This is a genomic window from Gilliamella sp. B3127 (assembly GCF_026536935.1).
Taxonomy (GTDB): domain Bacteria; phylum Pseudomonadota; class Gammaproteobacteria; order Enterobacterales; family Orbaceae; genus Gilliamella; species Gilliamella apicola_E.
Genome location: NZ_JAFNNI010000002.1, coordinates 47,401 through 59,952, shown reverse-complemented (window position 1 = coordinate 59,952; position 12,552 = coordinate 47,401). Strand labels below are relative to the sequence as shown.

The following is a 12,552-nucleotide window of genomic DNA, read 5'->3' as shown; positions in this document are numbered from 1 at the left end:
CTTATTATTCTTGATAAGCCAATTGGTAAAGGGCATAAGTTAATGCTTTTATTCCTTCAACTAAGTCTTCAGTTTTGGTATCTTCAGCAGGGTTGTGGCTGATGCCTTTGATGCTTGGTACAAATAACATGGCGGTCGGTACTCGTGGTGCAAAAATTTGTGAGTCGTGACCGGCACCACTATGCATTACGCGATAGCTTAGTTTTTCTTGGTTGCAGATGTTTTCGAGCATTTTTATGAGTTTGTCATCCATTGGAATTGGGGCTTCATCCATCCAACGATTTATTTCGATCTCAAGGCCCAGTTCTTTGGCGATGCGGATCATGTCAGCTTCAATCTCTTCGGTAAAGCTTTTAAGTTCTTCTTGGTTAGTGTGACGACAGTCTATTGTGAACATCACTTCCCCCGGAACGACATTAACCACATTGGGTTTGGGTTCAACATGACCAAAGGTTAATACTAATGGATCACCCACTTTAATTGCTTTGTTAATCGATTCGTTGCAAATTCGGCTAAAAGCGTAGATAGCATCTTTACGGTAACTCATTGGTGTGGTGCCCGCATGATTTGCTTCACCTATTAAGCGGATGTTGTAACGACGTTGTCCAACGATGCTGGTTACAACACCTATGCTTTTTTCTTCCCGCTCAAGTACGCCTCCTTGTTCAATGTGTAACTCTAAAAAGGCTTTGATATCGGTGCGTACTTTTTGGGTGTTAAATTTAAATCCGCAGTTGTTCATTGCATCGACAAATTTAATGCCATTGTTGTCTTCGATATCGGCAACATCATCATTGTTGGCGATGGCAAATACGTTTTTGCTTCCCCAAAAGACATAAGGAAAGCGACTGCCTTCTTCTTCTGCCATGGAGATAAGTTCTAAGGTGCGTAATGGTTGGCCGTAGTTTTCTTTTAGGTATTTCATGGCAAGCATAGCTGCAATGATGCCAAGTTGGCCGTCAAGTTTGCCACCATTAACAACGGTATCAACATGCGAGCCAGACATGATGACTTGTTCTTTATATTTACTGCCTTCAAATCGACCATATAAGTTACCAATATCATCAAAATAGGTATTCATGCCAATTTGTGAGAGTTTTTCTTTAATTGCATTTTGGGCAGTAAGCCATTGTTCAGTATAAAGTAATCGAGTTGTTCCGCCTTGTTCTAAACCACCAAAGCTCGATATCCATTTAACTGCATTAGCAACATCATCATATAAAATATTCATAAATATTTACCTGCTATTTAAAACTCCATCATCGTTAACATTTTGCTTTTAATGTTAACCGCACATATCGTGTCGATACTACGGATCATTTTAAATGTTTTTTTTGTTTACCATACTATTAATATCAAATAATAATGTGATCAAACTAGCTTTTTTATATTTGTGAAATTTAATTAAATTAAGTAGTTATTATTATAAAAAATTTTTTAACAATCTTTTATGATACTGATTTTAAATAATATTATATTTTTGATATCGTTAATGTTTTGTGATGTATAACCTGCTTATTGTTTATTTTTTCCGTAATATATAAATATAATCTAACTATTAGATTTTTTTAATGAGCTTAATGAGGTTCAAAGTTAACAGTATTTATCCTATTTGAGGGGCCTATTCTCATGATTCAATCTTTTATAAAAAAGGGAAGCTTTCAAGATTCTGTTAGTTTGATGTTGATATCAAAAAAACTGAGTAATCTTGATGAGGTTGATGAAGTATCTGTCATGATGGGTACTCCTGCCAATAAATCTTTATTAACCGCAACAGGTTTTTGGAGTGATAGTTTTAATGATGCAACGCCAAATGATATTTGTGTCGCGATTAAAACCAAAGATGACTCTAATGATGTTGTCGAGTTGATTAGTCAACAACTTGAGGATGCACTAAAAAATATCGCTCAAGCTCAGCAAGGTGGTGCAAAACTACTTAAAGCAAGGCGTTTAGCTAGCGCAACGAAAAAATTACCTGATGCTAATTTAGTGTTAATTTCGATTGCTGGGGAGTACGCCGCTGAGTTAGCCGATCAAGCTTTAGATGATAATAAGAATGTGATGATTTTTTCTGATAATGTATCAATCGAAGATGAAATCCGTTTAAAAACTAAAGCGTCTAAAAAAGATTTAATTGTGATGGGCCCCGATTGTGGGACGGCCTTTATCGCGGGTGCACCCTTAGCGTTTTCTAATGTTATTCCTAAAGGGAATATTGGGGTAATTGGGGCGTCTGGTACGGGTATTCAAGAAGTGGTTTCACAAATCGCTCTATTGAATCAAGGTATTACGCAAGCTATCGGTTTGGGTGGGCGTGATTTATCGCTTGAAGTCGGGGGGATTAGTGCGCTTACTGCCTTAAATATGCTCGCTGCCGATGCTGATACACAAGTGATTACCTTTATTTCTAAACCGCCAGCAGACAGTGTGCGGGAAAAAGTGATTTCAGCCATGAAGTTAATCCCTAAACCGGTGGTGGCTTTATTTTTGGGCTCGGAAATCGATAAACCTCAAGACGATAATATCTATTTTGCACGAACATTAGATGAAGCAGCTCGATTAGCCTGTTTATTAAGTCCAGTTGAAGCGATAGCGAATAAGTTGCCTAATTTAGCCAATAAAACGATTACAGGGTTATATACTGGCGGTACCTTAGCTTCAGAAGCGGCGATGTTGCTTGCTCAAGAACTAAATCTCACTACCAGTCATCATCATGATAAAGGGATTATGTTAGATCAACAGGGGCATAAAATTATTGATTTAGGTGATGATTTTTACACTGTAGGTAAACCTCATCCTATGATTGATCCATCTATTCGCGAAGATAAAATCGCTCAGCTTGGTGAAAATCACGACGTAGGTGTATTACTTGTTGATTTGGTTATTGGCTATGGCGCAAATGCCAATCCGGCTGAGTCAGTTATTTCAGGTTATCAAAAAGCCTGTGCTAAACGAGGTGATAATCATCCATTGATAGCTATCGCAACTGTGACTGGTTCAGAGCTAGATCCGCAATGTCGTAGTAAGCAAATTGAGGCGTTAGAATCAGCGAATATTGTTGTAATGAATAATTTACCGGAAGCTATTTTGTTAGCCAAAAAACTGATTACACCGGTTAAATCAAATAATTTCATTAAACCATATCCTTTATTAAGCCATATTAGTGTGATTAATGCTGGTTTAAGAAGTTTTGCTGAAGATCTTCAATCATCGAATATTCCTGTTGTGCATTATCAATGGGCGCCAATAGCCGGCGGTAATAAAAAATTAGCGGCTATTTTGCAAAAATTAAATTAAGAGGTTTTGATATGTTACGTACTGCAATAAATGAAGCAAACCAAAAAATTATTGAACGAATTAAAGCTGCTAGACCTCATTGGGTAGGCGTTATATCCGCTAAAGAAGCTGTACCAACCTTGGCGCAAGGTAAAAAATTACTTCACGCTGGACCACCGATTGTTTGGCATGATATGACTGGGCCAATGCAAGGTGCTTGTATTGGTGCTTGCTTGTTTGAAGGCTGGGCTCAAGATGAGAAGCAAGCTTTACATTTGTTAGAGTCAGGTCAAGTTGAATTTATCCCTTGTCATTCTGTTAATGCAGTTGGTCCAATGGGAGGAATTACGTCAGCCAATATGCCAATGATTGTGGTTGAAAACATTACCCATGGTAATCGTGCTTACTGCAATTTAAATGAAGGTATTGGTAAAGTGATGCGTTTTGGTGCTTATGGTCAGGAGGTTTTAGACCGTCATCGTTGGATGAAAGAGTCGTTAGGGCCAGCCTTGAATGATGCATTAAAACTGTTTGATAATGGTATCGATTTAACCGCTTTGATGGCACAAGCTATTACAATGGGTGATGAATTCCATCAACGTAATATTGCCGCTTCAGCATTATTATTAAGAACGCTTTCACCAAAATTAATTTTACTTGATCGTAGTAAAGCGGAAATGGAGAAAATCTTTAGCTTTTTAAGCGTAACAGATCAGTTCTTCTTAAATGTTGCTATGGCATTTTGTAAATCAATTATGGATAGCGCAGCGCAAATTAAAGAGGGATCTATTGTTACAGCAATGACGCGTAATGGTAAAGAATTTGGTATTAAAGTCAGTGGTCTTGGCGATCAGTGGTTTACCGCGCCAGTTAATACTCCACAAGGCCTATTCTTTACTGGTTATTCACAAAAAGATGCAAACCCAGATATAGGTGATAGTGCTATTACTGAAACCTTTGGTATAGGCGGGGCGGCTATGGTTGCAGCGCCAGGGGTAACTCGCTTTGTTGGTGCCGGTGGCACGGATGTTGCATATGAAGTATCTGAAGAGATGAGTGAAATCTATTTAGAACATAATATGTTATTCCAAATTCCTACATGGAATTTCCAAGGATGCTGTTTAGGGTTAGATCTTCGTTTAGTTGTCGAAACCGGGATCACGCCATTAATTAATACTGGTATTGCCCATAAACAAGCAGGAGTGGGCCAAATTGGTGCAGGTACAGTTAGAGCACCGTTAGCTTGTTTTGAAAAAGCACTCGAGGCATTAGCAAAAAAATTAGAAATATAGGCTATGAGTTTGATGTATGTAGATGATGAATGCTTAAATAAGTCGCTAAATAATCAGCGACTTACTATCCCCGCTTTTGATTATTTGCAAGAGCGTGGTTTGTCGCAAGCATCTCATATTATCAAACCACTTTTAGTTAGTGCGGATATTCCGATAAAAGCGGGTGAGTTGTCGCTCTTTAGTACTCATCAGCAAACGATTAATTTAATCAATGATGATCAGCAATTAATTACTATACATCGTTATAACAGCGGTTTGTCGCCCATGGGCATTGTACTTAAATCGTCTGATTTTGATTATGTTTTGTCGTTAGTTAGTGATTTATCTATTTATCAATCGGCAACGGGTGATTTGCAAGTTGGGATTTTTTTAATTTCACTTGATACGCATGTTTGTCAATTAAATATAAAAAAACATTCATTAGTTAATAAATCACAAATTGCTAATCTATTGAAAGAGATAGAAAATCCTACCGGCTTATTTGGTAAATTAAGTGACAATTTATCGGGTCAATATCAACTCGAATTATTATGTAATACCATGACTAATTTGATGAATGGTAAAGCAGATGATATTACGCCGTTTATTGGCTTAGGGCCGGGTTTAACGCCAAGTTTTGATGATATTATCGTGGGGATGTTGGCGGTTATCTCAAGCGATTGCCGTTTTGACAATCAAATTCGACAGCTTAAATTCGCCTTTGAGCGTTTGTCATTACATTTGTTAACCACAACTGTTAGTGCTAGTTTTTTGACTTATGCACTGCAAGGTAAATTTTCGTTGTTGGTGCTACAAGTGATTAATTCATTTGCACAACATAAATATCACCATTCATCAATAAAAAATTTATCGAATTATGGTCACACCTCTGGATCCGATCTCTTACTTGGTATATGGTTAGGTATTGATCGTTTTGTTTTAAGGGATTAAATCGTGCTAGATACAGAAACCATGCGGACCTTTATTAAAGTAGTTGAGAGCAATAGCTTTTCAAAAGCGGCTAAGCTACTTTACAAAACACCAGCAGCGATTAGTTATCGTATTAAATCATTGGAAGCCGATCTTAATACTCAACTTTTTGAACGAACTACCCGTACCGTGACACTAACGCTGGCAGGACAACATCTTTATGAGCAATGTAGTCAATGGTTACTTTGGTTATCAACTATGCCTGATGAGTTGCAGCAAATTCGTGATGGTGTTGAACGAAAAATTAATATTACCATCAATAATCTGCTCTATGATGTTGAGGCGGTAGCCGATTTGTTGACATTTTTAAAAGAAAAATTCCCTTTTACTACTTTCAATATAAATCGACAAGTTTATATGGGAGTGTGGGATTCGTTACTGCATGGTGAGTGTCATTTAGCGATTGGCGCAACAGGCACTGAATCGCTTGATACGATGATTAATATACTACCTCTTGGTGAAGTAAGTTGGGTGTTTGTGGCAGCCAAAAATCATCCGATCACCCAAATTGATGGGGCGTTATCTAATGATACTTTACGTAAGTATCCGGCAATTAATGTTGAAGATACCTCTGTGCATATGAATAAACGAGTGGCTTGGTTATTACCTAGCCAATCTGAGATTATTGTGCCAAATATTACCACTAAGTTGGCTTGCCATTTAAGAGGATTAGGTATTGGTTTTTTACCCAAATCAATCTGCCAATCTTATATAGATTCTGGTGAATTGATTGCCTGTAAAGTGGTTAATGAGCGTAAGCCATCGCCATTGTCATTAGCATGGAAAAAATCGCATATGGGCAAAGTGATGAATGAAATTGTTAATCTGTTTAAGTTTCATCATCCCATTGCCAATAATTTTTTGAAAAATATAGATAAGAGAAGATGAGTTAGTGTAATCTTCAAACAATTAACTCGATATTAATAAAGGAAAAAATAATGTTAGACCTAGATAAATATGACCAAATTAATCCGCCTACGCGACTATTAATGGGACCAGGTCCAATCAATGCTGATCCTCGTGTCACTAGAGCGATGGCGGCACCTTTAATTGGCCAGTTTGACCCAGTTATGACTGATTATATGAATCAGACTATGTCACTTTATCGAGATATTTTTAGAACCAAAAATGAGCAAACTTTTGTTATTGATGGTACTGCAAGAGCCGGTATTGAAGCCGTTCTTGTGTCAACAATTAAACCGGGTGACAAAGTATTAGTACCCGTATTTGGTCGTTTTGGTTTATTACTTTGTGAAATTGCCCACCGTTGTCGTGCTGATGTGCATACTATTGAAGTGCCATGGGGTGAAGTTTTTGATCCTAATGTTATTGAAGATGCTATCAAAAAAGTCAAACCCAAACTATTACTTTGCGTGCAAGGTGATACCTCAACCACATTATTGCAACCATTGGATAAAATTGGTGAAATTTGTCGTCGTCATGGTGTGTTGTCTTATGTCGATGCAACTGCTTCGATTGTGGGTAACCCACTTGAAGTTGATAAATGGCAACTTGATGGCGTTTCAGTGAGTTTACAAAAATGTTTAAGTGGACCTCCAGGTGTTGCTCCTCTTACTTTAAGTCCAAAAATGGTCGAAATTATTCAAGCTCGTAAATGTGTTGAACTGGGTATTCGTGCTGAAAATGATGCGGGTGGCCGAGATGAGATGATCTATTCTAACTATTTTGATATCGATATGATTATCCGTTACTGGAGTTCTGAACGTATCAACCACCATACTGAAGCGACTTCAATGCTTTATGCTGCACGCGAATGTGCTCGAATTGTGTTACAAGAAGGTTTAGATAACGTGATTGAGCGTCATCGCGTTAATGGGGCAGCAATGGTTGCTGGTTTACAAGCTATGGGACTTGAGTTGTTTGGCGATCTCGATCATAAAATGAATAATGTCGTTGGTGTGGTTCGTCCGGAACATATTAATGACCTTGAAGTTCGCAATTTAATGTTAAATGATTTTGGTATTGAAATCGGTGCTTCATTCGGTCCGCTTAAAGGTAATGTATGGCGTATTGGTACTATGGGCTATAATGCTAGAAAATCTTGTGTCATGCAAACATTAACCGCGTTTGAAGCTGTGTTAAATCGAGTTGGTTTTAAAACAGTACAAGGGGCTGGTTTACAAGCTGCCTGGAACGCTTATAACAGCTAATAATAATAAAAGTTCACTGAAGTGAGCGGAATTATACCCATTGGATTTTTGAGCTTTTAATTTAGAACGAAGTAATTTGTTGGTCAAATTGTCAACAAATTACTCTAAAAATAGAGTAAATTTAAAATAGTAGCAAAAATGTTAACTTTAAGTTAATTGGGATGATATTATTTAAGGAAATTTTATGAATAAATTGAATACTAAAATTCCTACCTCTGGGTATAATCAAAAAAAATGGAAAGGGCGTTATACCATTTTATTACTATTATGGTCAGGTTGGTTACTTTCGTTTCTTGATCGTATGGTAATGAATGTATCATTGCCGTTTATTGGTCATGATCTTGGTATCGATAAAACTGTACAAGGTTCAATTATTAGTGCATTTTTTATTGGTTATGCACTGTTCCAAATTCCCGGTGGTTATTTATCAGATAAATTCGGTCCGCGTAAAGTGATGGCTTTTGCCATTATTTGGTGGTCGATGTTTACGCTTTTTACCGGTCTAATTTATGTATTACCATTAATGTTGCTGACTCGCTTTATGTTTGGTGCCGGTGAAGGTTGTTTCCCAGCTTCGTCTTGGAAAACTATCGCTACTTATTTCCCTGCCAAAGAACGAGGACGAGCAACGGCAATTCAATCTTCCGTCAACACATTAGGACCAGCAATATCTGTAATTGTGGCAGTTGCCATTATTGAATGGTTAGGTTGGCGCGATGTATTTATCATCTTAAGTATTCCTGGTTTTATATTAGGCTTTTTTATCTACAAGTTTATTCGCAATAATCCATCTGAAAATAGTCTGATTGGTGCCGATGAACTGCAAGAATTAGAAATAATCAACGATAATGTCTCAGTTGAAGAGAGCTCGTCTTCGTTAATAGATGTATTGAAAATGCCAATACTCTGGAAGTTATCGCTAATTTGGTTCTTATTTGATATCACATTTTGGGGATTCACCACTTGGTTACCAAGTTATTTACTTGAGGCAAGAGGATTATCGCTCTCCAAAACCGGTATCTTAGCTGCAATCCCATTCTTATTTGGTGCATTAGGGACTTTAGTCGGTGGTTATTTTGCTGATAAGTTCGAACAAAAATTAAAATATGTTTATGGATTAACGGCTTTTATCTCTGGCATATTTCTTTTTTTAATGTTCCAAGTCGATAATCTTGAGGCCGCTATAGTCTTCCAATGCGTATCAGCACTCTTTATGTTTATCGCATTTGCTATCTTTTGGGGAATGCTAATGCATATGATTCCGCCGGTAATCATGGGCAAAGCCTCAAGTATCGTCAACTTTGGTGGACAAGTTGCAGGCGTATTATCACCATTCATCATCGGCTTTCTTATCGACAACGCCAACGGAGGCTACAACCACGCCTTCTTATTTATGGTGATCGCGTTAATAAGCTCAGCGGTATTGACCTTTTTCATTAAAAAGATGAATATTTAGTTAATCAACATGATGAGAAATCTTGGGAAAATACTCAAACTTGGTTTGAGTATTTTTTTCTTTGATGAATTGTTTATTCTAAAAGTAATTTAATTTTGGCACCAATGGATGTCAAGAAGATGCCAAAAAATGATGCAATCAATAAGGCTGAAGGTTTATTAGTTAAGGTTGGTTTGATTGATAAGATTGATGCTTATCCAAATCAATTATCCGGTGGTCAACAACAACGTGTCGCGATTGCTAGATCATTGATGATGGACCCGAAAGTTATGCTTTTTGATGAACCTACTTCGGCGTTAGATCCTGAGTTAGTCGGTGAAGTTTTAGCGGTGATGAAGGCACTTGCTCAAGAGGGGATGACCATGGTAGTTGTCACGCATGAGATGGGTTTTGCTAGAGAGATGTCAACTCGTGTTATTTTTATCGATCAGGGCATCATTCAAGAACAAGGTTCACCTGAGCAAATTTTTAATCATCCTCAAAATGAAAGAACACAGCTGTTTTTAAGTAAAGTATTATAATTAGTCTTCTTAATTGATTAAGCTATAAAAAAACCGCACTAATGAGTGCGGTTTTTTATTAAACATTAACTATCAGACTTAAGCTTTATATTTTTTCATGACAATTGAAGCGTTAGTGCCACCAAAACCAAAGCTATTTGACATTACTGTTGTTAATTCACGTTCAGTTGGCTCGGTAATAATGTTCATTCCAACTGCTTCATCAGCGAGTTCGTCGATGTTGATACTTGGTGTGATAAAGCCATGTTCAAGCATAAGTAATGAATAGATTAATTCTTGAGCACCGGTTGCGCTCAATGAGTGGCCAGTCATTGATTTAGTCGAAGAGATAGCTGGAATGTTATCTCCAAATACTTGCTTGATTGCCCATAATTCTTTAACGTCACCAACTGGTGTTGACGTTCCGTGAGTGTTGATATAATCAACCGGTGCGTCAAGATCTTGAATAGCAAGTTGCATACAACGCATTGCACCTTCACCAGATGGTGCAACCATGTCATAACCATCAGATGTTGCACCGTAACCAACTAGTTCACCATAGATATGTGCACCACGTGCAAGGGCGTGTTCAAGTTCTTCAACAACTACCATTCCAGCACCGCCAGCGATAACGAAACCGTCACGGTTTTTATCATAAGCGCGTGATGCTTTTTCTGGGGTGTCGTTGTATTTGGTTGATAATGCGCCCATTGCGTCAAATTCACATGACATTTCCCAGCAAAGTTCTTCTCCACCACCAGCAAATACAATGTCTTGTTTGCCAAGTTGGATAAGTTCTGCCGCGTGACCAATACAGTGAACTGATGTTGCACAAGCAGATGTCATTGAGTAGCTAACACCTTTAATTTTAAATGGTGTGGCTAAACATGCAGATATTGCAGATGACATTGATTTAGTTACTGCGTAAGGACCAACACCTCTTAAACCTTTTTCTTTCATGCCGGCAACGACATTATATTGAGTTTTGGTTGAGCCACCATAACCAGCGATTAGACCTGTACGAGGATTAGATACTTGTTCTGGGGTTAATTTTGCATCTTCGATTGCTTGCTGTAGAGCCAGATAACCATAAATAGATGCATCGTTCATAAAACGGACAACTTTGCGATCAATAAGCCCAGTTGTATCTAATTTAACATTACCACATACATGACTGCGCATTCCGCTATCTTTCATTTCTTGAGAGAAAGTAATACCACTTCGGCCCACTTTCAATGATTCTAAAACTTCTTTGGTATTATTCCCAATACTTGAAAGAATACCTAATCCTGTGATTACTACACGTTTCATCTAATGCTTTACTCCTAAGTTAACCAGCTTCGTATGAAAAATTGGTGTGATTATAGCGTACACTTGTAAGCTGAACAATACCCTATGATTGATTTTATTTCACAATTTTTAAATAAGATAGGGTTAGTGGAATAAGTAATCAATGATACTCCCGCTTTTTACATTTTATTTATAGTCTCTTAATAAAGTAGAGTTTATATGCAGTTTTATTGAGCAAATATTTCCTATTTTTGATCTGATAATTTACTTGCAGATGCAAGTAAAATAGCTATAATACTGTAAATATATACAGTTATTGGTGGCAATTATGATTCAAGACAAAATGATGTCAAAGCTTGAGATATTGGCAGAATCAGCAAAATATGATATTTCGTGCGCATCAAGCGGTACCTCACGCAATAATAAAAATAAAGGAATTGGTAATGCCTCTCGTTGTGGTATCTGTCATTCTTTTACCGCCGATGGTCGATGTGTCTCGTTATTAAAGATTATGCTAACCAATTACTGCATGTTTGATTGTGCTTACTGTATTAATCGCCAAAGTAATGATATCCCACGAGCTGGATTTACTCCAAAAGAGTTAGCCGATTTAACCATTGAATTTTACCGTCGCAATTATATCGAAGGACTTTTTTTAAGCTCTGGCATTATGCGTAGTGCTGATCACACAATGGAAAAAATGATTCGGGTAGTCAAAATTCTACGTCAAGAATACAATTTTAATGGTTATATCCATATGAAAGCTATTCCTGGCGCAAGTAATGAGCTTATCAAAGAAGCCGGTTTATTAGTAGATAGAATGAGTGTCAATCTAGAGATTCCTACTGAACGTAATTTAAAATTACTTGCACCGGATAAAGATCATCAAACGATCTATCAACCAATGCGTCATATCCAACAAAATTTGATGGAAAATATTGAAGATCGCAAAAAAATTAAGTCTACTCCAAAATTCGTACCAGCAGGGCAGAGCACCCAGGTAATTATTGGAGCGACAGATGAAACCGATAATCAAATATTACAACTTACTGCCAAACTTTATAAACGGCCAAGTATGAAGCGGGTTTACTATTCGGGGTTTATTCCGGTCAATAGTTATGACAAGCGATTGCCGGTGTTGCAAGAAGTTCCACGAGTTCGCGAAAATCGTTTGTACCAAGCTGATTGGTTACTTCGTTTTTATGATTTTAGTGTCGATGAGATTGTTGATGATGAACATCCTGATCTTGATTTAACTGTCGATCCAAAGTTATCTTGGGCAATTCGTAATCCGCAGTTTTTTCCGGTAGATATCAATCGTGATAGTTATCGAAAAATTTTGCGAGTTCCTGGCATTGGTGTTAAATCAGCAAAATTAATAGTGATGGCAAGGCGACATCGAAAACTTAATATTGAAGCGTTAAAACGCATAGGCGTTGTGCTTAAACGTGCGCAATTTTTTATTGTATGTCACGAAATGAGTACCTATAAATTGCTCGAGTCATCTGCTGAATATATTCGACTGAACCTGCAAGATCCGCCATTACTTGAAGCTAAAAAAGATCCTATTCCTCAGCAGCTTGTGATGGGTTGGTAAG

The 12,552-nt window shown here is 37.5% G+C and carries 9 protein-coding genes and 1 pseudogene; 8 read left to right on the top strand and 2 right to left on the bottom strand.

The window, feature by feature from the left end:
* Positions 1-4: 4 nt before the first annotated feature.
* Positions 5-1,231, bottom strand: coding sequence for an allantoate deiminase (gene allC, locus J3U00_RS03400; protein ID WP_267331566.1), 1,227 nt, complete (start codon positions 1,229-1,231; stop codon positions 5-7).
* 398 nt (positions 1,232-1,629) lie between these two features.
* Between allC and fdrA the strand changes: the two genes are divergently transcribed.
* The 7 genes and pseudogenes from fdrA to J3U00_RS03365 form a co-directional block, all read left to right on the top strand.
* Positions 1,630-3,297 carry an acyl-CoA synthetase FdrA gene (gene fdrA, locus J3U00_RS03395; RefSeq protein ID WP_267331565.1) on the top strand — a complete coding sequence of 556 codons (1,668 nt, stop codon included), beginning with the start codon at positions 1,630-1,632 and terminating at the stop codon, positions 3,295-3,297.
* A gap of 11 nt (positions 3,298-3,308) precedes the next feature.
* Positions 3,309-4,568 carry a DUF1116 domain-containing protein gene (locus J3U00_RS03390; RefSeq protein ID WP_267330732.1) on the top strand — a complete coding sequence of 420 codons (1,260 nt, stop codon included), beginning with the start codon at positions 3,309-3,311 and terminating at the stop codon, positions 4,566-4,568.
* Between the two features lie 12 nt (positions 4,569-4,580).
* On the top strand, positions 4,581-5,498 hold the full coding sequence (locus J3U00_RS03385; RefSeq protein WP_267331847.1) for a DUF2877 domain-containing protein: 918 nt from the start codon (positions 4,581-4,583) through the stop codon (positions 5,496-5,498).
* 3 nt (positions 5,499-5,501) lie between these two features.
* Positions 5,502-6,425, top strand: a complete 924-nt coding sequence (gene allS, locus J3U00_RS03380; RefSeq protein ID WP_267331564.1) for an HTH-type transcriptional activator AllS — start codon at positions 5,502-5,504, stop codon at positions 6,423-6,425.
* Between the two features lie 50 nt (positions 6,426-6,475).
* Positions 6,476-7,708, top strand: coding sequence for a pyridoxal-phosphate-dependent aminotransferase family protein (locus J3U00_RS03375; protein ID WP_267331563.1), 1,233 nt, complete (start codon positions 6,476-6,478; stop codon positions 7,706-7,708).
* Between the two features lie 184 nt (positions 7,709-7,892).
* Positions 7,893-9,164, top strand: a complete 1,272-nt coding sequence (locus J3U00_RS03370; RefSeq protein WP_065733979.1) for an MFS transporter — start codon at positions 7,893-7,895, stop codon at positions 9,162-9,164.
* 86 nt (positions 9,165-9,250) lie between these two features.
* Positions 9,251-9,685, top strand: a pseudogene (locus tag J3U00_RS03365) (amino acid ABC transporter ATP-binding protein); the annotation flags it as partial.
* A 78-nt stretch (positions 9,686-9,763) separates the two neighbouring features.
* On the opposite strand, the gene fabB reads toward J3U00_RS03365, so the two are convergent.
* The gene (fabB, locus tag J3U00_RS03360; protein WP_065733982.1) at positions 9,764-10,975 is read right to left on the bottom strand and encodes a beta-ketoacyl-ACP synthase I; all 1,212 of its coding nucleotides are present in this window, start codon (positions 10,973-10,975) and stop codon (positions 9,764-9,766) included.
* 310 nt (positions 10,976-11,285) lie between these two features.
* On the opposite strand from fabB, the gene J3U00_RS03355 reads away from it, so the two are divergent.
* The gene (locus J3U00_RS03355; RefSeq protein WP_416379880.1) at positions 11,286-12,551 is read left to right on the top strand and encodes a putative DNA modification/repair radical SAM protein; all 1,266 of its coding nucleotides are present in this window, start codon (positions 11,286-11,288) and stop codon (positions 12,549-12,551) included.
* The last annotated feature ends 1 nt before the right edge of the window (position 12,552 follow it).

Excerpts from the sequence above, each read along its gene's own strand:
- allC (WP_267331566.1), bottom strand. The coding sequence starts at position 1,231 with ATGAATATTTTATATGATGATGTTGCTAATGCAGTTAAATGGATATCG.
- fdrA (WP_267331565.1), top strand. The coding sequence starts at position 1,630 with ATGATTCAATCTTTTATAAAAAAGGGAAGCTTTCAAGATTCTGTTAGT.
- J3U00_RS03390 (WP_267330732.1), top strand. The coding sequence starts at position 3,309 with ATGTTACGTACTGCAATAAATGAAGCAAACCAAAAAATTATTGAACGA.
- J3U00_RS03385 (WP_267331847.1), top strand. The coding sequence starts at position 4,581 with ATGTATGTAGATGATGAATGCTTAAATAAGTCGCTAAATAATCAGCGA.
- J3U00_RS03375 (WP_267331563.1), top strand. The coding sequence starts at position 6,476 with ATGTTAGACCTAGATAAATATGACCAAATTAATCCGCCTACGCGACTA.
- J3U00_RS03370 (WP_065733979.1), top strand. The coding sequence starts at position 7,893 with ATGAATAAATTGAATACTAAAATTCCTACCTCTGGGTATAATCAAAAA.
- fabB (WP_065733982.1), bottom strand. The coding sequence starts at position 10,975 with ATGAAACGTGTAGTAATCACAGGATTAGGTATTCTTTCAAGTATTGGG.